Raw genomic sequence first — 23,792 nt, forward strand, 5'->3', positions numbered from 1 at the left:
GGTTTCTGTCAGTGCCCGGCGGGATGATGTGGGTATGGGAAACAGGGCAGCGGTTGAGGCGGCGGAGGCTGTTTGTGCTTCCGCCGCATTGCTGCTTGCTGCGGCCAAGCGCGGCGCGGATTCCGCCGGGGCCGCCAGGTGTGCGGATGGTGATCCGTTGCGCCGGGAGGCTGATGGCTGGCTGGATACGCTGGCCCTGACTGCTCGGATCAATGCCCAGGTCGCCGCCGTCACCGTCCACGCAGCCGCGGGCTACGCGGACACGGCCCAGGCTCTGGCGGCTCCCGATGACTCTGACCGGGCCCAGGAGATGGCTGTCGTGGCCGAGGTCGCGTGCGCCCTGACGGTCGGTGAACGGACCGTCGGGGCCCTGCTGACCGAGTCCCAGGCTCTGACCACCGCGTTGCCGTTGACCCTGTCCGCACTCACGGCCGGGGAAATCTCGTGGCAGCATGCCCGGGTGATGGTGGACGAGACCACCAACCTTTACCCTGCCGCAGCCGGGGCTCTGGAGGCGCACTTCCTGGACCCTGACGCGCCCAACCCTGCCCGTGGCGGCCCGGTCGGGGAACTGGTCGCGTCCCGGTTCCGGCATAAGGCCCGGACATGGCGGGAACGGCACCACCCGGTCAGCATCGAAAAACGCCACACCCGGTCTGTGTCGGACCGGCGGCTCGAATACCGCCCGGACCGGGACGGCATGGCCTGGCTCTCGGCGTACCTGCCCGCGGACCAGGCCGCCGGGATCTGGAACCGCACCACGGCCGCGGCCCGGGCGCTGCAGGGCCCGGACGAGGACCGCACCCTGACCCAGATGCGCGCCGACACCGCCGCGACCCTGCTCCTCGAAGGCGCAGGTGAGACTGCCGGCCAGCCGGGTGGGGGCGGAACCATGGGTGGCGGCACGGGCGGAAGTGCCGTGGGGCGGGTCCCGGTGCCGCGGGCGCAGGTCCTGGTCACCGTGCCCGTCATGTCCCTCCTCGGTGCCACGGATGAACCGGCGATGCTGGACGGGTACGGTCCGATCCCGGTCACCATGGCACGCAGGCTCATCGCGGACGGCGCCTCCTCCTTCCCCCGGGTCCTGATCGACCCGAGGGACGGTGCACCGCTGGAGATCGGGCGGACCAGCTACCCGGTCACCAAAGCCCAACGCCAATGGCTCAGACTCCGGGATGGCAAGTGCCCGTTCCCTGGCTGCAGCAACGCCTCCCTGGATAACGAAGCGGACCATCTCCTCGCCTGGGCGCACGGCGGAACCACCGGGATCAGCAACCTCGCCCAGCCGTGCCCGAAGCACCACAAGCTCAGGCACAACACCGGCTGGACACCCGGACCCGCCTCCAAGACCGAACCGCCGGGCTGGATCTCACCCACAGGCAGACACTACGCCAGCGAACAACCCGACTGGGAACCACCACGGTTACCGGAAGCACTCACAAAAACGGGGCCGGCCGGAGCCATGAACATGGCACCTGGGGAACAAATGGTGCTGTCCCGCGATCTTCACATCGACGGCGATATCCGACGAGCCACTTCCGGGACGGCGGCAACCCGGGATACTACAAACGTGACAATCTGCTGGGGAATTGCGGCTAGGCTGACATGCCCGAGCATAGACCGGACCGTAATTCAGGGATGCAGGATGAAAGGTGGATGCGATGATGAATCCCCAGCTGGGTAGCCCTGATCCGTGGCCGGAAGCGCCGCAACTGCCTGGTCCCATCATCATGGACCAGCGCTGGATAGATGCCCTGTTCCTGCACTGGCGCGTGCCCCAGGCGACCGCAGCCGCCTTCATGCCGCCCGGCGTGATCCCCGATGTTTACGACGGTTCGTCCTGGGTGGGGCTGATAGGTTTTCGGATGCGTAAGGCCGGCCTCGGCCGTGGCCCGGCAATACCGTTCTTCGGAGATTTCAACGAGGTCAATGTCCGCCTGTACTCCCGTGAACCGGATGGCACTCGAGGTGTGGTGTTCCTGAGCCTTGATGCTGACCGGCTGGCGGTGGTGCTCACAGCCCGGGCAGCAGGAATACCGTACGTCTGGTCCAGGACTGGCTTCCGCTCCGCAGCGTCTGACGGTTCCACAGGCTACTCTGTGCGGCGGTTTCGGGGTGGCGCCACTAGCGAGTTCGCAGCTGTACCTGAATTGGAAAGCGTCGTCACCGATCCGTTGTCTGTACACCTCACCGCAAGGTTTGGCCTTCACACCAGCTTCCGCGGCCGCACGCTGTACATCCCCAACACGCACTCAGCCTGGCCCTTGCACCAGGCCGAGTTGACCAAGCTCGACGACGGACTAGTCAGCGCTGCCGGCATGGTTGTGGCTGGTCCCCCGGACTCGGTCCTTTTCTCGCCGGGAGTTCGGACTCAGTTCGGCCGGCCGAGGGTTGTGAGTACCTAGCTCGCCGACGCCGCCCTCCGGAGGACGGGCACTACCAGTGCGTCACCTACCAAGAGCATCAGGCGTCTACGCGTCCAGCAAGCCGCTACCCTCAGCAAACCTGGCCACCAAGATTCCCACACCAGCTTGGAGGGAGGTGGAGGGGTCAAGATACAGTTCTCCCTCGGTTGCCCGGCTGTGCGTGATGAGCTGTCCGCTTCGACCCCTGACCTGCAAATATAGGTTCCTCCCGTAGCATCCCGCTCCTATACTGTCGAAATGATGATGTCGCTGGTTTTCGGCGCCATAGCATCCAGTGCACTGATTCTGGGTGCCTTCATCGGTGTTAAGTTCGAACTCCCCAAGCGCCTCCTGGCGATGCTCCTCGCCTTCGCCGCGGGAGCCCTCATCACCGCCCTGACCTTCGAGTTGTTCGAGGACGCCTACGAGCGTGGGGGCATCCTGAGGGCGGCGATTGGTTTGATGGTGGGAGCCATCGTGTTCACCGCCCTCAGCGCCCTGCTGGACCGCTGGGCCCAGCCCGGCGCCAAAGCCACACCAGCGGACGAGTTCCAGGGCAGCGCCAAGCTCGATACCGACGCAGCGGCCGCTGACAAACCCGCAACTGTTGAATCGACCCGCGGCGCCGCAGGACTTGCCCTCCTGGCTGCAGTCACACTGGACGGGGTGCCCGAAAACGTGGCCTTAGGGGTATCCCTCGGTGAAGGAACCGGCGGCCTGGCCCTGCTGGCCGCCATCTTTGTGTCCAATTTTCCGGAGGCCCTGGTAGGCGCTGCCTCCATGCGGACCCAAGGCCGTTCGGCCGGAAGCATCATCGGGCTGTGGGGCGCCTGCGCGGTGCTGCTGGTAGTGGCCGTCGTGGTCGGCGCTGGACCGCTTTCCGGAACCGATCCTGAGGCGATCTCGCTGCCATTGGCCTTTGCTGCAGGCGCCGTCATTGCATCGCTGGCAGACACCTTGATGCCCGAAGCCTTTGAGCACGGCGGCCCGGCGGTGGCGCTGAGCACCGCCGCCGGGTTTGTTCTGGCGTTCGTTTTGTCGCTCGCCTAAAGCACCGGGCTACCTGCCCAACCCGGCCTTCCGGAGCGCCTCGGCCATGGCGGTATTGGCGGTGGCCGGTTTGGGGGCAGGAGGCCGGCCACCGGAGTTCGGCACGCCGCTGTTCTTGCCGCCGCCGCGGTTGCCGGAGTTCTTCCCACCGGCACCCCCACCGCCGGACTCGCGAACCCCGGAGTTCTGCCCACCGGCGCCCCGACCGCCGGACTCCCGCGCGCCACCCGGAGTTCTCGCGCCGCCGGAAGGCGACGGCTCGTCGTCGAGCCTCAAAGTCAACGAGATGCGTTTCCGTTCCGGATCAGCTTCGAGCACCTTCACCCGGACCACCTGCCCGGATTTCACCACTTCGCGCGGGTCGGACACGAAGCGGTTGGCCAGCGCCGAAACGTGGACAAGTCCGTCCTGGTGAACACCCACGTCAACAAAGGCTCCAAAAGCGGCCACGTTCGTGACAGTCCCCTCCAGCACCATTCCGGGCCTAAGGTCGGAGATCTTCTCGATCCCCTCCGAGAAGGTCGCAGCGGCAAAGGCCGGGCGGGGATCGCGGCCGGGCTTATCCAACTCGGCCAGGATGTCCTGCACTGTGGGCAGCCCGAAAGTCCCGTCAACAAAGGTGCGCGGATCCAGGGACGACGCCGGTGCGGATCCCGCCGCCACCAGGATTTTGCGTGCCACAGCGTAGGCCTCCGGGTGGACACTCGACGCGTCCAGCGGTTCCGCTCCCCCGGTGATCCGCAGGAACCCGGCGCACTGCTCAAACGCCTTGGCACCAAGCCGCGGCACCTTCTTCAGTTCGCTGCGCTTGGCGAACGGTCCGTGTTCGTTCCGGTACGCCACAATGTTTTCGCTCAGCAACGGCCCGACGCCGGCCACCCGGCTCAGCAGCGCAGGCGAGGCCGTGTTCACGTCGACTCCCACCGCGTTCACGCAGTCCTCCACCACCGCGTCGAGGCTCCGGTCCAGCTTCGACGCCGTGACATCGTGCTGGTACTGCCCCACACCGATGGACTTCGGATCGATCTTCACCAGTTCGGCCAGCGGATCCTGTAGGCGCCGCGCGATGGACACCGCCCCGCGCAGGGACACGTCCATGCCGGGCAGCTCAGCGGCCGCCAGCGCAGACGCCGAATACACCGACGCGCCGGCCTCGGAGACCACAAGTTTCTGCGGTTTCTGCTCCGCTGCGGGCAACTGCTTGATCAGTTCGGCCGCGAGCTTGTCCGTTTCGCGGGACGCCGTGCCGTTGCCGATGGCCACCAGCTCCACGTGGTGCTTCTGCGCGAGCCGGACCAGCGTGGCGAGCGCCTCGTCCCACTTCCGGGCGGGCGCGTGCGGGTAGACGGTGTCCGTCGCTACCACTTTGCCCGTCCCGTCCACCACAGCGACTTTCACCCCGGTCCGCAGGCCAGGATCCAAACCGAGGGTGGCCCGGTTACCGGCCGGCGCCGCGAGCAGGACGTCGCGCAGGTTGGCTGCAAAGACCCGTACGGCCTCGTCTTCTGCAGCCGTAAACATCCGGCCGCGAAGGTCAGCAGTCAGCCGCGCGAGCACGCGCGAGCGCCAGGCGAGCTGAGCGGTCTGCATCAGCCACGCGTCGGCGGGACGGCCACGGTCGGCAACCCCGAGGCATCTGGCCACCGCGGCCTCGTAGCGCGCACGCGCGGCGGCAAGGGCGTCGTCGTTAGTGGGGTCCGCTTCGGCGAGGTCCAGTTCAAGCACTCCGTCCTTCTCGCCGCGCAGCAACGCCAGTACGCGGTGTGAGGGCATCCCGGACGGAGCCTGGGCGAACTCGAAGTAGTCCGCGAATTTCTGCCCGTCGGATTCCTTGCCCTTCTTCACGCGCGATACCATCCGGCCCTGGGTCCAGAGCCGCTCACGCAGGTTGGCGGCAAGATCCGGATCCTGTGCAACGCGTTCCACCAGGATGGAGCGGGCACCGGCGAGCGCTGCGGCCGAATCGTCAATGGAGTGCTCCCGGTTCAGATACTTGGCCGCCTCCCGTTCGGGATCGAGGTCCGGGCGTTTCAGCAGCGTCTCGGCGAGCGGCTCCAGCCCAGCCTCGCGGGCGATTTGGGCCTTGGTGCGCCGCTTGGACTTGAACGGCAGGTAGATATCCTCGAGCCGGGACTTGGTGTCCGCAGCAAGGATCGTCCTCTGCAGTTCCGGCGTCAGCTGGCCCTGGGCGGCGATCGCCTCAAGGACGGTACGACGGCGGTCCTCCAGTTCGCGGAGGTAACGCAGACGCTCGTCGAGCTCGCGGAGCTGTGTGTCGTCCAGCGTCCCGGTGGCTTCCTTGCGGTAGCGGGCGACGAAAGGGACGGTGGACCCGCCGTCGAGCAGTTCCACTGCGGCCTTCACCTGCCAGGTCTGAACGCCAAGTTCAGCGGCAATCTGGGCATAAATTGTGTCGTCCGGCGTGATCGCGCCGGTCTGGGCAGGCGATGCGGGGGCCGAGGGACGCTGCGGGAGTTGAGTCACCTGAACATTTTGCCCTACTGCCCTGACGGTCTCCACCGGAGGGCTGGGGTTGGCGACTCCAACCGTCACTCGGCCGGCCTGAACCTCCCGCCGGTGCGGCAGCGGAAACGGGTATTCCACTCCGGGCCGTGAAGTGCTGTAGTTGAGTTGCCGTCATCGGTAATCATTTCGAGGAAGAGGCCACCATGCGGGAACTACTCATCGTCTTTCAGGAAGGATTCGACGAGGCCAACATCACCGTACTGGTCAACGGCAAGGAGGTCCGCCGTGACGTCGGGGTCTCCACCAACCAGCTTCTGGGAGAAGCCTTCGAAACTTCAGTCGAACTGCCCGCGAAGGGTGCGCAGGTGGGCGTCGAAGTCACCAACCGGGGGCTCAAAGGCATCCTCAAAGTCAGCGGAAAACCCAAGAGCCTGCTCGTCTCAATCCAGGACGGCAAACTGGTCATGCGGGAAGGCACCGGCCGCGAAGCCTTCCTTTAACTCGCCTCTAGCGATAGTCCATTCGCTGGAGTATCCTGTCATCACCGCCGGGTTTTCTACGGACCTGGCGGGCCAACTTGTAACTCAGCCAAACAGCCGTCGGATGGCTAATTGGCACCGGCTGCCGGAACAGCACACCGCGCAGCCGACGACGGCGGCACCCCACCAGGGTGCCGCCGTCGCCGTATGTTGCTGGCTGGGCAGCAGTTGTCGCCGCTCAGACAGGCGCCGCAGTGACCCGGTTTAGCCGGAGTACACGGGGTAATCGGTGTAGCCCTTGGCACCTTCGGCGTAGAACGTGGAAGGGTCGATGTCGTTCAGCGGGAGGCTTTCCTTCCAGCGGCGGGCCAGATCGGGGTTCGCCAGGGCCGGGCGCCCCACCACCACGGCATCCGCGTGGCCGTCGGCTACCAGTGCCAGGGCTTCCTCGCGGGTGGTGACCACGCCAAAGCCGCTGTTCACCAGGAACGGACCGCCGAAGCGAGTCCGGAGGTCCTGCACCAGCTCCCCGCTCGGGTCGTGGTGCAGGATGCTCAGGTAGGCCAGGTTCAGGGAAGCAATGCTGTCCACCAGGACCTCATAGGTGGCGCGGACATCGGCCGCATCCGTTTCCGCGATGCCCTGGACATTGTGCTCGGGTGAGATCCGGATGCCCACGCGGTTTGAACCCAGGGCCGCCACCACGGCGTTGACAGTCTCGATCACAAAGCGTGCCCGGTTTTCCGGCGAGCCGCCGTAGCTGTCCGAGCGGACGTTCGAGTTCGGGGCCAGGAACTCGTGCAGGAGGTAGCCGTTGGCTGAGTGCAGCTCCACGCCGTCGAAGCCGGCTTCGATCGCGTTGACGGCACCGGTGACGATCTCCTGCATCACGACGGACAGTTCCCCAGTGCTCAAGGCGTGCGGCACAGGGAACGGCTGCTTGCCGGACGGCGTCCGGACTTCGCCGTCGATGGCGACCGCGCTCGGTCCTACGATGGTCCGGCCACCCGTGATGTCCTCGTGGGATACCCGGCCGCCGTGCATGATCTGCGCGAACATCCGGCCACCCTCGGCGTGGACGGCGTCGGTGACCTTCTTCCACCCGGCGATCTGCTCCGCGTTGACCAACCCGGGCTGGCCTGTGTACGAGCGCCCGGCGGGGCTCGGGAAGATGCCTTCGCTCACGATGAGCCCCAAGGATGCGCGTTGCCGGTAATGCTCCGCTACCAGCGAACCTGGAACGCCTTCTTCGCCGGTACGGATGCGGGTCAGCGGGGCCATCACCAGGCGGTTAGGCAGTTCAAGCTCGCCAAGGGTCAACGGGGAAAACAGCATGCGCGGTTCCTTTCGAAAATGAATGGGTACTGCTTGGCCCAACTGCCCGGCGCCTGCAACTATTCCGGATGAGACGCGGATCATGGTTCCGCCGCCGGACAAACGCGCTCGGATGCCGTTGTAGACATCCCACAAAACCGCCCCACAATCCCCGAACTAGCGTCGAAGAAGACCACGGAACCCCATATAAGGACCATCAATGTCGATGCAGGCAGCACGCCCGGACAGTTACACGATTCTCGAAACCGCCCGGACGCAGGTGCTCGAACAGGGCATTGGCCTGGCCGAAGACCAGCTGGTGGAGATTCTCAACCTTCCGGACAGCGCCCTCCCCGCGACACTGCAACTGGCCCACGAGGTCCGCTTGAAACACTGCGGCGACGACGTCGAAGTGGAAGGCATCATTTCCATCAAGACCGGCGGCTGCCCGGAGGACTGCCACTTCTGCAGCCAGTCGGGCGTTTTTGACAGTCCGGTGCGCGGTGTCTGGCTGGACATTCCGGAACTCGTCAAAGCGGCCAAGGAAACCGCTGCCACCGGCGCCACCGAATTCTGCATTGTGGCCGCCGTCCGGGGTCCCGACATCAAGCTGATGAACCAGATCAAGTTCGCCATCGACCGCATCAAGGAGGAAGTGGACATCAACATCGCCTGCTCCCTGGGCATGCTCACGCAGCGGCAGGTGGACCAGCTCGCCAGTTGGGGCGTCCACCGCTACAACCACAACCTGGAAACGGCCCGCAGCTACTTTCCGCAGGTGGTCACCACCCACAGCTACGAGGAGCGCCTGGAAACCTGCGCCATGGTCAAGGACGCAGGGATGGAACTGTGTTGCGGTGCCTTGATCGGCATGGGCGAGTCCTTGGAACAACGCGCGGAACTGGCCGCGCAACTGGCGGCCCTGGAACCGCACGAGGTCCCGCTGAACTTCCTCAACCCCCGCCCGGGAACCCCCTTGGAGAACCAGGGCATCATGGACGGCAAGGACGCCCTTCGAGCCATCGCGGCCTTCCGCCTGGCCATGCCCCGCACGGTGCTCCGCTACGCCGGCGGCCGCGAACTGACCCTCGGGGACCTGGGCACCCGTGAGGGTCTCATGGGCGGTATCAACGCTGTCATCGTGGGCAATTACCTCACCACACTGGGCCGGCCGGCCACTGCGGACCTGAACCTCCTGGTGGAACTCAGCATGCCCATCAAAGAACTCCAGAAGACCCTGTGACAGCAGCATCAGCCACAAATGTTCCTGCCGGCGCCGTGGCTCCAGCACTTGTCTCGGCACCTGCCCGCGCCTCCTTTTGCGGGCACTGCGGCCGGGCGTCCGACGGCGGGACGGCCGACGGCGGTGCGTCACCGCCGTCGGACGCCCACACCGGGTGTTCTGCCCTTCTCCAGCTGGAGCCACCGCGCTTCTGCCGGGAGTGCGGGCGCCGCCTCAAGGTTCAGGTAGCGCCGCTGAAGTGGTGGGCCACCTGCTCCCGCCATGGCAGCTTCAGCGGCTGAGGACTTCCGGCCACCGAGCAAATTTCAGCGGGGGTCTAGCATTCTTCTACGGATCGTAGAAGAATGGCCCACATGATGTTCAACCACGCAGATGGAAACCCTGTCCTCGAGCTCGACGACGCGCAGTCCTGGCAACTCCTGGAGGCCACCAAGCACGGCCGCCTGGTGGTTTCCGTGGCCGGCGAACCCGACATCTTTCCCGTCAACTACCTTGCCTCGGGACGGAAGCTTTACCTGCGCACAGCGCCGGGAAACAAGCTCGCCCAGCTGACCATCAACTCCACCGTGCTCCTGGAAACCGATGGCATCCTCGAGGACGAGGCGTGGTCGGTAGTGGTCCGGGGCACGGCGCGCGTCCTGAGCAACTCCGCGGAGCTCGCCGAGGTTGAGAGCCTGGGCCTCAAAACCTGGGTACCCACGCTGAAGGACTTCTATGTGGAGATCGAACCCCGCTCCGTCAGCGGCCGCCACTTCCAGTTCGGCGAGCAGCCCGAGCGCGAGATCTAGGCTCTCCTCCACCGGTATTACTGCACCGGTACCTCCTGTAACCCCTCAAGCAGGTAGCTTCTAGACTGGAATCATGGCGGACAGGCTGACTCCCGAGCAGCGCAGCTGGAACATGTCCAGGATCAGGGGCAAGAACACCAAGCCTGAACTGCTGGTGCGCCGCCTGCTCCACGCCAAGGGATACCGCTACCGCCTGCACGGAAAAGCCGGCAAGACCAGCCTGCCGGGCCGTCCCGATCTCGTGTTCGCAGGGCGGCGCAAAGTCATCTTCGTCAATGGCTGCTTCTGGCATTTCCACGACTGCAGGGTGGGCCAGCATGCCCCCAAAGCCAACGCCGCTTTTTGGGAAGCCAAGCGCACCCGCACCCTGCACCGCGATGCATCCCAGCGCCGGCTACTGGAGGACGCCGGCTGGGAGGTGCTCACCGTCTGGGAGTGCGAGCTGAAAGACGGCTCGTCCCTCGAAGCCCAGCTGGTGCGCTTCCTCGGCGCCGCTGCTGCCGGTCCGCCTGGTTCCCCGCCACTGTTGCAGCCCGCCGACGGAACTTGAGTCAATCTTGACCCTTTGCCTCCTCCCGAATTGATGGGCGCCCGCGAGGATTGAACTCCTGAAGGTAAACCCGCAGTCTCCTCAGTAAAGCCACATTCCTTGTGCTGAGCCATGCCGGGCTTACATAACAGTCTTAGTCTGAAAGTGGATGCAATGCCCGACGGCGCCGCCCCCTTTCCGGGGTGGCAAGCCCCAGCGGAAAGGACAGTAATGGCACCCTCCGACGACGCCGGGCGGCCCTTGGTAGACCAATCAGTCCTTGACCGGCTGCGGGCTGAACTGGACGAGGACGAGGGCTACAGCACCGTTTTTGTGGGGAATTTCATCGGCTACCTGCCCGTCAGGATTGACAGGCTTCGGCTCGCGTTGACCACCGGCGACCTGGCCGGGGCCGTGGACGCCATCCTCAGCCTGAAGACATCCAGCCAGATGGTGGGCGCCGAACGGCTCGCCGGGCTGGCCATGACCCTGGAGCGCTCCATCCGGGACGAGTCACTGGGAATGGATCCCTCAGTTGCCCTGCCCCGGCTGGCCGCCACATACCTTAAGCCAATCAGCCATTGCAGCCGCCAAACGGTTCACCGGTTGCAATCTCAGCGCTCCGCCGGCGCCAGCCGGTAGCCCACGCCGCGGACTGTCTGCAGCCAGCGCGGGCGCTGCGGTGAATCACCGAGCTTCTTCCGCAGGTTTCCCATGTGGACTTCTACTGAACGTTCGTCTGCCTCGCTGATGTAACTGCCGACGTCGTAATCCTCGTCCCGCAGCCTGCGCACCAGATCCGATTTGGTCCGGACCGTCCGGCCCGCTTCAAGCAGGGCGTAGAGCAATTCGAATTCGGTCCGCGTCAGGTTCAGTTCTGAACCGTCCACCGTGACGGACCGCGAGGCGTAGCTTAGGTCCAGGCCGTTGTGGCTATAGGTTCCGTCGCCGGTGGTGGTGGCGGCCGCGTCAACGGGCTGATCCGTACCGGGAACTCCTTCGGCCTGGTCCGGCAGGGACCGGGGGCGGCGCATCATGGCAGCGATGCGGGCTCGGAGCTCGCGCGGCCTGAAAGGTTTGGTGAGGTAATCGTCCGCGCCGGACTCCAGCCCGATCAGCGTGTCCAGTTCATCCGCCCGGGCCGTGAGCATCACGATGTAGGCATCGGAGAACTCGCGGATCTGGCGGGACACCTCAAAACCGTCAATGTCCGGCAACCCGAGATCGAGCGTGATGACGTCGGGATTCAAGGTCTTGGCGGCCATAACCCCTTCGTGGCCGCTGCTGGCCACCGTCACCTCAAACCCTGCCTGGGTCAGGACCGTGCGTACAAGTTCGCGGATATCCTGGTCATCCTCAATGACCAGCCCCACTCGTGCTTCACTCATCCCAGCCCCCTCAGCCAGCTTGACAACGTCAGAAGTATAGCCCGCTGCCGATATCCTGCTGGTATGCGTCTCCCTATCGTCCCATCTCAGGCCGGAATTTATGCGTGAGTCCGCCGCGCCGCGCGCCCTGGGCTGGCTGATGTCATTCCGTCGGCCCTTCCACGAGAACACCCTGACATCCCGGGTGGTCCTGAGCCAGGCACCGCTGTCCGTCACCGCCCTCTTTACGGCGTTCCTGGTTTTGGCGTTTTTCCCCGGCGTCTTCGAGAACCCGCTGTTTGTGACGTTCCTGGTCTCCCAGCTGGTCATTACGGCGTTGTGCTTTCTGGTTCCCTGGGACCGGCTGCCGTTCACGAGCTTCCTGCTCATTCCGCTGCTGGATTTTGTATCCATCGGAGTGGGGCGGGAGGGCGGCCAGGACAGCCTGACCGGCCTCAGCCTGCTTGCCGTGTTCCCCGTGATCTGGCTTTGCGCTTCAGGTTACTACCCGCGGACTGCCCGGTGGCTGTCCTTTGTTGGACCGCTGGCAATCATCTGGGTCCCCCTCTTCGTGCGGGGGGACGTGTCCGGCCCGAGCCTTGCCAAGGCCTTGCTCATTCCGCTGATGATGCTGGGGATCGGAGTCTCGGTCAGCGTATTGACGCAGAGCATGATGCGCCAGCAGCGGACCCTGGAGGAGAAGGACCAGCAGCTTCAGGCCGGCCTGGAAAAATCCCTGCGGCAGGAGGCCCTCCTCAACACCATCCTGGATACCGTGCACGTTGGCGTCCTTGCCGTGGATGCCGACGGCCACGACATCCTGATGAACCGGAAGCAGCGGGCCAACCACGTGCTCGCCACGCCCCAGGACATCCCCGATCCGAACGAGTCCCAACTGCTGGTGTTCGCGGCGGACCGCACCACCCCCGTCCCTGTTGCGGACCGGCCGGTGCGCCGGGCCGTGCTCGGCGAGACGTTTACTGACTACCTGGTCTGGCTGGGCGCCGGGCCTCAGCAGCGGGCCATCAGCACCTCCGCCCGCGCCATGAAGGATGCTGACGGGACGTTCGCCGGATCCGTGATCGTGTTCAGCGATGTGACAGACCTGGTGGACGCCCTGGCGGCCAAGGACGACTTCGTCTCCAGCGTGTCGCACGAATTCAGGACACCCTTGACCTCGATTCTCGGCTATGTGGAACTGCTCCTGGCCGACGGCCCGGACGAGGAGCAGCAGCAGCCCCTGGAGATCGTCAAGCGGAATTCGGAGCGGTTGCTCACCTTGGTCTCTGACCTTCTCGCCAGCAGGAACGGCCAGCTTCTCGTGAAGCCGAACGCTGTGGATGTGGCTGAATTGGTGCGGGCCAGCGTGTCCGCGGCCCAGCCCAGGGCCGACTCCTCCAGGGTGGTCCTGGAGACGGACATCCCGGTTCAGCTGGAGGCGCACGTCGACGGCCCGCGCATCTCCCAGGTGCTGGACAACCTGGTCTCCAATGCGATCAAATACTCGCCCGACGGCGGCAATGTGGTGGTTGCCCTGGTACAGGAGGACGGCCATCTCACGTGCCACGTCAGCGACACCGGCATGGGCATGACCCCTGCCGACCAGGCCGAGGTCTTCACCAAGTTCTTCCGGACCTCCAACGTCCGCCGGACAGCCATTCCCGGCGTGGGGCTGGGGTTGCCCATCAGCAAGGCGATTGTGGAGGCCCACGGCGGAACCATCGATGTGGAAAGCAAGCTGGGCCATGGCACCACGTTCACGTTCCGGGTGCCGGTCTAGGTTCCGCGTGAAGGTTTAGCGGGCGGCGCGGACCACTTCGCCCCACGACTGCCTTGCCAATTCGCCGATGGCAGCCAGGATTTCCGACGGCGGCCGCGACAGATCCAGCGGAAACTCGACGACGTCGATGTCCGTGTTCAGGATGCGCCGCAGTTTGACCTCGCCCGCACCTGCGTAGACCAGCCAGGCGGTGGGAACCTTGAGGGCGGTGCAGTACGCGAGCATCTGGTAATGGTCAGCGGTCAGGGATGCACCGAGATCCGCGGCGGCCTTGTACTTCGCGTCATAGACCACCACGGGACGGCCGCCCAGCATGTGGACGGCGTCCGGCCGCACGGAGAGCCGGTCCGAATCCCTGACGGCCTCACTCAGCAGTGCGTTGTACTGCAGCCGCATCTCCCCCGGGTACGCGGCCATGGCGTCGCGGAGGGCGGTGCTGACAAAATCGGCAAACACCTGCTCCATGTCCACCACAAACGCAGCTGTCTGCTGTTTGCCTTCGCCTGCCTCGGCGGAGGCTTTGCGCAGGATCAGTTCTGCCAGGCGCAGGACGGAGTGGTAGCGGACATTCTTCCGGCTGGGCGTCCACGGCGGTGGCGGGGCTCCGGCCGGAAGGCGAGTGACGGCGTCGAGCTTTCCCTTGAGTTGCCGGAGGCGGCTCAGAACCTCAGGCCTGACCCGCGGGACCTGGCCCATGCGCTCGAGCGCGGCCCGCAGGATACGGTTTTCGGCGATGTCCTCCGTGAACTCGTCGTAGGAGACTTCCAGCGGCACCAGCATGCCGGGGCGGCGGGAAATCTGGTCCGAAATCCTGATGCGCCCCTTCACTGTCCGCAGCGACTCATCCACCGTGAGGTAGCCCTGGAGCACGCCGCGGCCCAAAGCACGCTCCGCCAACTGGGCGAGGGATTCTGCCAGCGCGCTCCACAGTTCACGGTCCTCGGCGGCGGCCACGGAATCCGGACGGAAGCCTTGCTCGCCGGCATAGCCGAGCAGGAACAGCAGCCTGCTCAGGCCCAGCCGGTCCTTGGGGCGCACATCCAGCTGGAGCGTGGAGGTGCGGACTGAACCCACCTTCCCCACCGGCTCGATGCGGTAGAGGCCCATACCCATCGGCGAAGCCTTTGCCAGGCCGCTGGAGTTCACGAACGCCGCGGTGCCGGAATCCAAGCGCTCTACGATCCCGCCGGAGAGCTCGTCCAGCACCAGGTGCCTGGCAGCCTTGCCAGTGCCGCGTTCTGCCCCCGCCCGGGCAGTCGCGGCCCGCACCGCCACGCCCAGAGCCGCTCCCGCAGCCGGCGGATGCTGTGCCGCGGGATCGTGGGCAGGCTTTGCCGGCAGTTTTTCAGCAGGCAGCGGCTTGGCTGGCAGTTTTTCAGCTGGCAGCCGCTTGGCTGGCAGTTTTTCAGCTGGCACAGGCTTAGCTGGCAGCAAGGCGTCCCAGCAACTGGTCCAGGCCGAACCGTTCCTCAAGCTGGGCCCGGTTCAGCTGGCCGTGGTAGTGCTCCTCCAGCAGCGGCATCAGTTCGTACTTCCAGATCCGGCGCAGGCCGGCGGGGGTCTGGGCTGCGGGCTTCATGAAGTAGGACGGGCCGATCATCAGGTCCCGGTCCCACTCGTCGATGGCCGCATTCAGCGCATCCAGCAACAGCGCAGGCGTGGTGTCCAGCTGCCGGGCCTGGAGAAAGCGCAGCAGCGAACCCTTTACCGGCTCGGTCTGCGGATGCAGCTCGATGAACGCGAAGCGGCGGCGGATGGCGGCGTCCATCATGGCGATGGAGCGGTCCGCCGTGTTCATGGTGCCGATGATGTAGAGGTTGTCAGGCAGGGTGAATGGCTCGTTGGGGCTGTACTGCAGGTAGATCCGGTCATCGCGGTATTCGAGCAGGAAGTACAGTTCCCCGAATACCTTGGCCAGGTTGGCGCGGTTCATCTCGTCGATGATGAGGAAGTAGGGTTTGCTTTCGTTCCCGGGCTTGGCCGCCTCCTCGGCGAGCCGGCGCAGCGGCCCCGCCACAAGCTTGAAGGACACCTGGCCCTCATCCGTTTTGTCCGGCCGGTACCCCTCGAAGAAGTCCTCGTAGGCGTACGACGGGTGGAACTGGACCAGCTTCACCCGCTCGTCGGTGCTGTCATCGGCAAGCTCCGCGGCGAGGTGCTTGGCGAGGTAGGTTTTGCCGGTCCCGGGCGGGCCGTACAGGACCAACTGCCGGTTTTCCTCCAGCAGTTCCGCGATTTCCTGCAGCGGTTCGAGGTCCATATGGAGCGAATCCGCGAAGCCGCGGCTGAGCGGGCGGAAGCCCTCGTGGACCGGGACAACCTCGACGGCGGCAGTGGCGGGGTCGTCATCGTCGGGTTCCGCCTCGGCGGGAACGAGCGACTGGAGGGCCTGCACCACTTTGGTGACGTCAACGATGATTCCCGGTGTGGCCAGCTGCCGCTGGACGTGCCGGGGCAGGTCCGCGGTGGTGTGTGCGTCGTCGAACCACCGGACCTTGCGCCGCATCCTGCGGTTGTCCTCGTTGTGTTCCGGTTCGCCCAGCACCACACCGAGCCGGACAGCGCCGGCGTGCTGGCAGAGGACGAGGTCGCCGGGTTTCATCACCGTCAGGAAAGCGAAGACGGCGGTTTTGGTGTCCTCCCGTTCCACATAGCCCAAGTGCTTGTAGTCCTCGTCCACGGCATGCTGGACCAGCCCGGCAGTCACGCCGGGGTCCAGGAGGCGGAGATGTTCGACGTCGAGCGTCACCTTCTCCTCGGCCTGCCAGGCGGCGAGGAGTTCGGTGTTGTCGCTGTGGGTGCGGAGCAGCCAGGCACGGCGGCCCGGATCCCCCACCTTGCGCCACTGGCTGACCAGCTGGCGGGCGTACCAGTCGATCCGCTGACCGGCCTGCTCGTCCAGATGCAGCCGGATGCGGTGGATGTCCGCGGTGATGTCCTCGTCGGTGTCGCTCTTGGCGCCGCCCACCAGGGAGGCAAAAGCGTCCCTGATCTCTTGGCGCTCCACGTCCGCCACCACCGGTTCAAAGAAGCTGGGCCAGGCCAGGTATTCGATGCTGCGGCGGATGGCAGGCTGGTCCCCCGGGGTGGCTGCAGCGAGCTGGTGGAATTTCTGCGGGTCCTTCAGGGCTTTGGCGATGGTGGAAGGTGACTGCTGGTCCACGTGCTGGACGAACCGGCACAGCCACTTGAGGTGGTCCCAGATGGTCCAGTTGAACTCGGCCGTCCGGTCCCTGATCACGCCGTGGTCCGTCATGCCTTTGTAGAGTTCCTCGGGCAGCTCCAGCGGCGGCTCCAGCCAGGATGCTGCCTCAGCGACGCGGGCGCGCTTGACCTTGAGCGATTTGACCTCGTGGGCCAGGGGCAGCGACTGCAGGAAGAGCAGTTCGACGGCAAGCTGTTTGGCCTCCCGGGAGGCCTCCTCGAGGTTCTGCCGGAGGTTGGTCATCATGGGCGCCTTGGCGTCGGGGACACCCTTCTCCAGGCGTTCCAGCAGCTCCGCGGCAGCGTCCGCCGTCCAGGTCAGGGTCTTGCCGTCCAGCGCAGACGGCCTGCCCTGCAGCCCCGGTCCGAGCACAAACCAGGCAGCGTCCTCGATCTCCTGGGAGATGCCGGGGGCGCGGGCCATGACAGGTTTGGGGCTTGGAGTCATGGCTTCAAATTTACAGCCTCAAGCTGGGTGCCTGCTCCATAGGCCGTGACTATGTGGACTCGGGGCCGGAGGCCTACTTGACTGACCCGGGCCTCTTGCGTCCCAGGACGAAGTAGCCTATGGGCCCAATGAAATTGATCAGGGACGCAGCACGCCAGGCCGCCTTTGGACCGTTGATCTGAGCCGCCGGGCGGCGGGAGATGTCACGCTGGGCGGCCACCATCAAGGACATCTGCACGAGCCCTATCGCCACAAAAGAGGCCCGTGCACCCGGGGACATCTCTTTCCAGGTTTTCTTCCGCTGCTTGGGGACCTTGTGATGCTGCGGGTTCTTGGCCATGACCAACGCTCCTTTGATAGACATTCAGTTTCCAGTGTGCGCCAAGCCCGGCGCAACGGGCTAAAGACCCACCTGCAACGCCTCCCCCCGCCCCCGGGCGGACATGGAAGCAGTTTGCCGGCAGGGCTTACGTGCAGTGTTTTGAGAAAAAGTTTTGAAACAGTGCTTGCTGCGCAAGGTTTTACGGGGATTCAGACAGCAAACGGCGCCATCCGCTCCTTCTGCTCCGGAGTGAGCCGCAGGACCCTGCCCGTGGCCTCGTCCACGAAAGCCAGGTGGCTGCTGGCCCGTACGCAGTCCTCCCGGGTGACGGGGTCCTGGACCACGTAGTGGATGTCGAAGCTGGCGCCCTTCACGGCTCCTATCCATACCTGCACCACGGCCGGGATGTTGCGGTACTCGAGGGTCTTCACGTAGCGGATCCGGTGGTCCACCACCAGGGCCAGAACCCCCTCAGGAACATCGTTAAAGAGGGATACTTCCGGTTCGATACCCGGCAGGCCCGCACCGCGTGGTGGGCCGAACGCGGAGATCCGCGCCTCTTCGAGCATGCGGACGATCTGGACGTTGTTGATATGCCCATACGCGTCCATGTCTCCCCAGCGCATCGGGACAAGGACCTCGATGCGCCGGGGATCTGTACGCTGCGGCTCCGTGTCCTGTGTATCCGCGTGCTGCGGGTCCGTGGGCTGCGGCTCCGCGCGCTGCGGGGCGGACGGGCCCTTGTGCGCGCTCAGCTGTGTACCGCCGTCGAATCATCCACGACGGATTCCTCCACGTTGGAACCGGCGAACTGCGACATGTACAGCCGGTAGTAGGCACCTTCCGCGGCCAGCAACGTCTTGTGGTTGCCCTGCTCCACGATCATGCCGTTCTCCATGACCAGGATGGTGTCAGCGTCCCGGATGGTGGAGAGCCGGTGCGCGATCACAAAGCTGGTGCGGTCCGTCCGCAGCGCCGCCATGGCCTTCTGGACCAGGAGTTCGGTGCGGGTGTCAACGGAACTGGTGGCCTCGTCCAGGATCAGCAGCGATGGGTTGGCCACAAACGCGCGGGCGATGGTGATCAACTGCTTTTCGCCGGCGCTGACGTTGTTGCCTTCTTCATCGATCACGGTGTTGTAGCCCTCGGGCAGGGCACGGACAAAGCGGTCCACGAACGTGGCCTTCGCGGCCGCCATGACTTGTTCCTCGCTGGCGTCCAGGTTGCCGTACCGGATGTTGTCGTAGATGGACCCGCCGAACAGCCAGGCATCCTGCAGGACCATCCCCACCTTGGAGCGGAGCTCGGCACGGCTGAGGTGCGTCACGTCCACGCCGTCCAGCGTGATGGCCCCTGAATTGAGCTCGTAGAAGCGCATCACCAGGTTCACCAGGGTGGTCTTGCCCGCTCCCGTGGGACCGACGATTGCCACGGTGTGCCCGGGTTCGGCCGTGAAGGACAGGTTTTCGATCAGGGGCTTGTCCTCGGTGTAGCTGAACGTGACGTCCTTGAATTCGACATGCCCGTCAGTCTTGGCCGGCAGGTGCTCGGTGGCCGTCTCTGACTCCTGCTCATCGGCGTCAAGGAACTCGAAAACACGTTCAGAGGACGCAACACCGGACTGCAGCATGTTGGCCATGCCGGCCATCTGGCCCAGCGGCTGGGTGAATTCCCGTGAGTACTGGATGAAGGCGGTGGCGTCGCCCAGGGACATGGAACCGGAGGCAACACGCAGGCCGCCCACCACGGCGATGCCCACGTAGCTGAGGTAGGAGACGAACTGCATCACCGGGAAGATGATGCCGGAGACAAACTGAGCGCCGAAGCTGGCCTTGTAGAGTTCCTCGTTGCGTTCTTCGAAGCGTGCCAGCATGTCGGCGTCGCGGCCGAAGACCCGCACGAGGTCGTGGCCGGAGAAGGATTCCTCGATCTGGCCGTTCAGTGCACCGGTGTTCTTCCACTGCGCGGAGAAGAGCTTCTGGCTGCGCGAGCCGATGATGCCGGCGGCAACGCCGGAGAGCGGCAGCGCGATCAGGGCTATGAGGGCGAGTTGCCAGGACACGATGAACATCATGATGACGATGCCGATCACGGTCAGGAGCGAGCTGATCAGCTGGGCGAAAGCCTGCTGGAGAGCCTGCTGGACGTTGTCGACGTCGTTCGTTACCCGCGAGAGGACGTCACCGCGCTGGCGCGTGTCGAAGTAGTTCAGCGGAAGCCGGTTCAGCTTCTCTTCGGTGTCGTCGCGGAGCTTGCGGATCACCTTCATGACGATCCGGTTCAGCACGTAGCCCTGCAACCACAGGAAGATGTTGGCCACAAAGTACATGACCAGGACGATCGCGATCAGGACCGAGAGCTTCTGGAAGTCGATCCCGGTGCCGGGCACCAGTTCCATCTTGGCGATCATGTCCGCGAAGTTGTCCTGCCCTTGCTGGCGCAGGCCCTCCACGTACTCGTCCTTGCTTGCGCCTGCGGGCAGCTGCTTTCCCACCACACCGCCGAAGATCACGTCCATTGCCTGGCCGAGGATCTTGGGCGCGATGACGTTCAGGATCACGGAAACGATGACCAGGGCAACCACGGCGTAGATGCCGATGGCTTCGGGTTTCAGCAGCCCCATCAAGCGCTTCGCGGAAGGCCAGAAGTGCTCTGCCTTCTTGGCGGGCACCCCGCCGAACATGTCGCCGTCGGCCTCGGAGGGCTTGTACTCCTCCTCAACGAAGTCGTCGTCGGGGAGCTCTGGTGTTGCCTCGGTTTCGGGGGTCACATCCGTGCCCTGCTCCGCGGCCAGTGGTGCGTCCTTCTTGCGGGCGCTCACGCCATTTCCTCCACGCTCAGCTGGGATTCGACGATTTCCTGGTAGGTGGGTGAGGTTTCCAGGAGTTCCTCATGGGTTCCGCGGTCCACGATCCGGCCGTTGTCCAGCACCAGGATCTGGTCTGCTTCGGTGATGGTGGAGATCCGTTGCGCCACGATGATCACGGTGGCGTCGGCGGTGGTTTTCTTCAGTGCTGCGCGCAGCCGGGCGTCGGTGGCAACGTCCAGAGCGGAGAAGGAATCGTCAAAGAGGTACACCTTGGGTTTGGTGACCAGCGCGCGGGCGATGCAGAGCCGTTGCCGCTGGCCGCCGGAAACGTTGGTCCCGCCCTGGGAGATCCGGGAGTTCAGCCCGTTCTTCTTTTCGCGGACAAAGTCCCCGCCCTGGGCCACCTCAAGCGCGTCCCAGAGTTCCTGGTCGGAGGCTTCGGTTTTACCGAAACGAAGATTGTGCTCGATGGTGCCGGAGAACAGGTACGGCCTCTGCGGCACCATCGCTACCCGCCTGGTGATCTCGGCCCGGTCCAGGTCGGCGACGGACACACCGTCCAGGAGGACCTCGCCCTCGGCAATATCGTAAAGGCGCGGCAACAGGGACAGCAGGGAGGTCTTTCCCGCACCGGTGGACCCGATGATGGCCACCGTCTCCCCCGGCTTCGCTGTGAAACTGATGTTGCTCAGCACCGGCGATTCGGCGCCGGGGTAGGCAAAGCTGACGTTCCGGTATTCCACCACGCCGGCAAGGGTGGCGGGGGCCTGAGGCCGTTCGGGGTCGTGGATGGACGGTTCGACGTCGAGCACTTCCCCGATGCGGTCCGCACACACCGAGGCGCGCGGGATCATCATGGCCATGAACGTGCCCATCATCACCGCCATGAGGATCTGCAGCAAGTACTGCAGGAACGCCGTCAGGGCGCCCACCTGCATCTCGCCGGAATCCACACGCTGCCCGCCGAACCACAGGACAGCGGCCGTGGACAGGTGCAGGATCATGCCAATGGCGGGAAACATCAGGACAAAAAGGGCCCCGATCTTCAGCGAAACATCGGTCAGTTCCTTGTTTGCCACACCGAAACGCTCGGTTTCGAAGGGTTCGCGAACAAATGCCCGGACCACCCTGATACCAATGATCTGCTCGCGCAGGACGGCATTGATGCGGTCGATCTTCTTCTGCATGGAGCGGAACAGCGGCATCAGCCGCACCACCAGGTATCCCACCACCACCAGGAGCACAGGCACCGAGACCCAGACGAGCCAGGACAGGCTGAGGTCCTCGCGCAGGGCCATGATGATGCCGCCGATGCACATGATGGGCGTGGCAACCATGAAGTTCAGGCCCATCAGCAGCAGCATCTGTACCTGCTGGACGTCATTGGTGCCGCGGGTGATCAGCGTGGGCGCCCCGAACATGTTCACGTCCTTGGCCGAGAAACTGGTGACCTTGCGGAACACCCCACGGCGGAGGTCCCGGCCCACAGCCATGGCCGTCTTGGAGCCGTAGTACACCCCTGCGATGGCGGCGCCCACCTGGACAAAGGCCACCAGAAGCATCAGGCCGCCGGTCCGCCAGATGAAATCGGTGTCCCCGCGGGAAACGCCCTCATCGATGATCTGTGCGTTGAGGCTGGGCAGGTACAGCGCCGCGATGGTGGACGCCAGCTGGAAAGCGACGACGGCGGCGATGTATGGCATATACGGCTTGGAGTAGCGCCGTATCAGGGTGAAGAGCATGCCCACGGGTCCTTAGGGAGAAAGCGCGAATTAGCGAGTCAAAGTACTAGCAGCCGTGGCTGACATTCCTGACGGTCCCCACTCTACGAAATAGAGTGCCGACGCGTAACATCGGCAGCCAAAGTTCATCGGAAAGCCTGAAGCGGGTGGAAAAACGAGGCCCGGTTCCCCAGGGGGTGACCGGGCCTCATGTGACCATGAGCTGGGCTGTCACCTGTTCGCCGGTGCGAGTTCCGCCGTCGTGCGTTCAGCGTCCGCGTGAAGCTGGAGATCAGACTCAACGTCAGGCTGCACGTCCTGTTGACTATCAGGCTGCACATCCACGGTGCGCCGCAACGGGCGTTCCTTGATGAACAGCACGGAGACCAGGGCGACGACGGCCACGACGGCGGAGATCAGGAACACCTCGGCGGTGGCATCACCGTAGGCGGCCCGCATGATCTCGCGGACCGGGGCGGGCATATCCACCAGGTCCATGCTTGCTCCAGCGGTGCCGCCGGCCACCGGGATGCCGGCAGCGGCGAGGCCCTCCGTGGCGAGTTGGCTGACCCGGCTGCTCAGGACCGCTCCCAGGACAGCCACGCCGATCGCGCCGCCTACCGAGCGGAAGAAGGCCACTGATGCGCTGGCCGTTCCGATGTCCGATGCCCGCACGGTGTTCTGGACTGCCAGCACCAGGTTCTGCATCAGCATGCCCAGGCCCACGCCCAGGATTGCCGTGAAGATCCCGGCCTGCCACAGTTCGGTGGTGTGGTCCATGGTGCCGGCCAGGCCCAGTCCGCCGATCAGCAGGACGGACCCGCCGATCAGGTAGCCCTTCCACTTTCCGGTCCGGCTGATCAGCAGGCCGGAGACCACGGAGCCTGTGAGGTTTCCGGCGATCATGGGAAGCGTCAGCAGGCCGGCCTCGGTGGGCGAGGCGCCGCGTGCCACCTGGAAATACTGGCCCAGGAAAGTGGTGGAACCGAACATGGCGATGCCAACGGCCACAGAGGCGAGAATGGCAAGGGCGGTGGTGCGCTCGGAGATGATCTTGAGCGGGATGATGGGCTGTTCCACCTTGGATTCGACCAGCACCAGCAGGGCAAGGAGCACCACGCCGCCGCCCACCATGGCGGCTGACTGCCAGGAAACCCAGCCGTAGTAGGCGGGGTTGCCGGCGAAGGAGACCCAGATGAGCAGCAGGCTGACGCCGGAGGTCAGCAGGATGGAGCCCAGCCAGTCGATCTTGGCGGGTCGTTTGATGTGCTGGATCTTCAGGGTGACCTGAAGCAGGATGAGGGCAATCACGGCCAGCGGCACGCAGACGAAGAACGTCCAGCGCCAGCCGAGCGGGCTGTCCACGATGAAGCCGCCCAGCAGCGGCCCGCCGGCGGTGCCGACTGCCATGACGCCGCCCATGTAGCCGGAGTATTTGCCGCGGTCCCGGGGCGGGATCATGGTGCCGATGATGGCCTGGGACAGTGCCGTGAGGCCACCCATGGCAACACCCTGGATAACGCGGGCAGTTAGCAGCAGCGGGATGGTTTCGGACAGTCCGGCCATGACCGAGCCGGCCACGAAGATGACAATGCTCAGCTGGACCAGGACCTTCTTGTTGAAGAGGTCAGCCAGCTTGCCCCAGAGCGGGGTGGTGACGGCGTTGGCCAGCAGCGCTGCCGTGATCACCCAGGCGAAGTCGGTCTGGGTCCCGTGGAGATCGGACATGATGGTGGGCAGCGCGTTCGCAACGATGGTGCTGCTGAGGATGGCGGTGAAGAAGGCCGCCAGGAGCCCGGTGAGGGCTTCCATGATCTGGCGGTGGGTCATCACCAAGGGCGGCGCTGTAGCGGGTGGATTCGACATT

General features: G+C 65.0%; 20 protein-coding genes. 10 read left to right on the plus strand and 10 right to left on the minus strand.

Features of this window, described 5'->3' with window-relative positions:
* The first annotated feature begins 34 nt into the window (after positions 1-34).
* The 3 genes from AC1MCA_RS05690 to AC1MCA_RS05700 all read left to right on the plus strand — a co-directional run bounded on the left by AC1MCA_RS05690 (position 35) and on the right by AC1MCA_RS05700 (position 3,455).
* Positions 35-1,684 carry an HNH endonuclease signature motif containing protein gene (locus tag AC1MCA_RS05690; protein ID WP_479801804.1) on the plus strand — a complete coding sequence of 550 codons (1,650 nt, stop codon included), beginning with the start codon at positions 35-37 and terminating at the stop codon, positions 1,682-1,684.
* On the plus strand, positions 1,665-2,405 hold the full coding sequence (locus AC1MCA_RS05695; protein ID WP_479803295.1) for a YqjF family protein: 741 nt from the start codon (positions 1,665-1,667) through the stop codon (positions 2,403-2,405). The genes AC1MCA_RS05690 and AC1MCA_RS05695 overlap by 20 nt, the downstream gene beginning before the upstream one ends.
* Before the next feature lie 258 nt (positions 2,406-2,663).
* Complete coding sequence (locus AC1MCA_RS05700) at positions 2,664-3,455, plus strand: ZIP family metal transporter (RefSeq protein ID WP_479801806.1); 792 nt, start codon at positions 2,664-2,666, stop codon at positions 3,453-3,455.
* Between the two features lie 9 nt (positions 3,456-3,464).
* Here the strand turns inward: AC1MCA_RS05700 and AC1MCA_RS05705 are convergent, their stop codons facing one another.
* Positions 3,465-5,939, minus strand: a complete 2,475-nt coding sequence (locus tag AC1MCA_RS05705; protein WP_479801808.1) for a Tex family protein — start codon at positions 5,937-5,939, stop codon at positions 3,465-3,467.
* Between the two features lie 185 nt (positions 5,940-6,124).
* Here AC1MCA_RS05705 and AC1MCA_RS05710 point away from each other — a divergent pair, with 185 nt between their 5' ends.
* Entirely contained in the window at positions 6,125-6,421 is a 297-nt protein-coding gene (locus AC1MCA_RS05710; RefSeq protein ID WP_108600771.1) for a hypothetical protein, read from the plus strand.
* 243 nt (positions 6,422-6,664) lie between these two features.
* Here the strand turns inward: AC1MCA_RS05710 and AC1MCA_RS05715 are convergent, their stop codons facing one another.
* On the minus strand, positions 6,665-7,735 hold the full coding sequence (locus tag AC1MCA_RS05715; RefSeq protein WP_479801810.1) for an alkene reductase: 1,071 nt from the start codon (positions 7,733-7,735) through the stop codon (positions 6,665-6,667).
* A gap of 199 nt (positions 7,736-7,934) precedes the next feature.
* Here AC1MCA_RS05715 and bioB point away from each other — a divergent pair, with 199 nt between their 5' ends.
* From bioB to AC1MCA_RS05740, 5 genes are all read left to right on the plus strand, one after another.
* Positions 7,935-8,957 (plus strand): biotin synthase BioB, encoded by a 1,023-nt coding sequence (bioB, locus tag AC1MCA_RS05720; protein WP_479801812.1) that lies wholly within the window; start codon positions 7,935-7,937, stop codon positions 8,955-8,957.
* Entirely contained in the window at positions 8,954-9,238 is a 285-nt protein-coding gene (gene bsaP / locus AC1MCA_RS05725; RefSeq protein ID WP_479801814.1) for a biotin synthase auxiliary protein BsaP, read from the plus strand. Before bioB ends, bsaP begins: the two co-directional genes overlap by 4 nt.
* Before the next feature lie 72 nt (positions 9,239-9,310).
* Entirely contained in the window at positions 9,311-9,745 is a 435-nt protein-coding gene (locus AC1MCA_RS05730) for a pyridoxamine 5'-phosphate oxidase family protein (RefSeq protein WP_108600779.1), read from the plus strand.
* 73 nt (positions 9,746-9,818) lie between these two features.
* Positions 9,819-10,295 carry a very short patch repair endonuclease gene (locus tag AC1MCA_RS05735; RefSeq protein WP_479801816.1) on the plus strand — a complete coding sequence of 159 codons (477 nt, stop codon included), beginning with the start codon at positions 9,819-9,821 and terminating at the stop codon, positions 10,293-10,295.
* A 210-nt stretch (positions 10,296-10,505) separates the two neighbouring features.
* Positions 10,506-10,916 (plus strand): Hpt domain-containing protein, encoded by a 411-nt coding sequence (locus tag AC1MCA_RS05740; RefSeq protein ID WP_479801818.1) that lies wholly within the window; start codon positions 10,506-10,508, stop codon positions 10,914-10,916.
* On the opposite strand, the gene AC1MCA_RS05745 is transcribed toward AC1MCA_RS05740, so the two are convergent.
* Positions 10,889-11,662 carry a response regulator transcription factor gene (locus tag AC1MCA_RS05745; RefSeq protein ID WP_479801820.1) on the minus strand — a complete coding sequence of 258 codons (774 nt, stop codon included), beginning with the start codon at positions 11,660-11,662 and terminating at the stop codon, positions 10,889-10,891. The two genes, AC1MCA_RS05740 and AC1MCA_RS05745, sit on opposite strands and share 28 nt — an antisense overlap.
* Before the next feature lie 100 nt (positions 11,663-11,762).
* Between AC1MCA_RS05745 and AC1MCA_RS05750 the strand changes: the two genes are divergently transcribed.
* Complete coding sequence (locus tag AC1MCA_RS05750; RefSeq protein ID WP_479801822.1) at positions 11,763-13,421, plus strand: sensor histidine kinase; 1,659 nt, start codon at positions 11,763-11,765, stop codon at positions 13,419-13,421.
* Positions 13,422-13,436: 15 nt separating this feature from the next.
* On the opposite strand, the gene AC1MCA_RS05755 is transcribed toward AC1MCA_RS05750, so the two are convergent.
* From AC1MCA_RS05755 to AC1MCA_RS05785, 7 genes are all read right to left on the minus strand, one after another.
* Positions 13,437-14,624, minus strand: coding sequence for a 5-methylcytosine restriction system specificity protein McrC (locus AC1MCA_RS05755; protein ID WP_479803297.1), 1,188 nt, complete (start codon positions 14,622-14,624; stop codon positions 13,437-13,439).
* A 217-nt stretch (positions 14,625-14,841) separates the two neighbouring features.
* Positions 14,842-17,073: an McrB family protein gene (locus tag AC1MCA_RS05760; RefSeq protein ID WP_479801824.1), complete on the minus strand. Its 2,232-nt coding sequence runs from the start codon at positions 17,071-17,073 to the stop codon at positions 14,842-14,844.
* Positions 17,074-17,146: 73 nt separating this feature from the next.
* Positions 17,147-17,437, minus strand: a complete 291-nt coding sequence (locus AC1MCA_RS05765) for a PLDc N-terminal domain-containing protein (RefSeq protein WP_479801826.1) — start codon at positions 17,435-17,437, stop codon at positions 17,147-17,149.
* Positions 17,438-17,604: 167 nt separating this feature from the next.
* Positions 17,605-18,021 carry an acyl-CoA thioesterase gene (locus tag AC1MCA_RS05770; RefSeq protein ID WP_108598580.1) on the minus strand — a complete coding sequence of 139 codons (417 nt, stop codon included), beginning with the start codon at positions 18,019-18,021 and terminating at the stop codon, positions 17,605-17,607.
* A 125-nt stretch (positions 18,022-18,146) separates the two neighbouring features.
* Positions 18,147-20,216, minus strand: coding sequence for an ABC transporter ATP-binding protein (locus tag AC1MCA_RS05775; protein WP_479801829.1), 2,070 nt, complete (start codon positions 20,214-20,216; stop codon positions 18,147-18,149).
* Entirely contained in the window at positions 20,213-21,946 is a 1,734-nt protein-coding gene (locus tag AC1MCA_RS05780; protein WP_479801831.1) for an ABC transporter ATP-binding protein, read from the minus strand. The genes AC1MCA_RS05775 and AC1MCA_RS05780 overlap by 4 nt, the downstream gene beginning before the upstream one ends.
* A gap of 210 nt (positions 21,947-22,156) precedes the next feature.
* Positions 22,157-23,791: an MDR family MFS transporter gene (locus AC1MCA_RS05785; RefSeq protein ID WP_479801833.1), complete on the minus strand. Its 1,635-nt coding sequence runs from the start codon at positions 23,789-23,791 to the stop codon at positions 22,157-22,159.
* Position 23,792: the final 1 nt, after the last annotated feature.

The sequence above is a fragment of the Arthrobacter sp. BK1 genome (genome assembly GCF_056680055.1).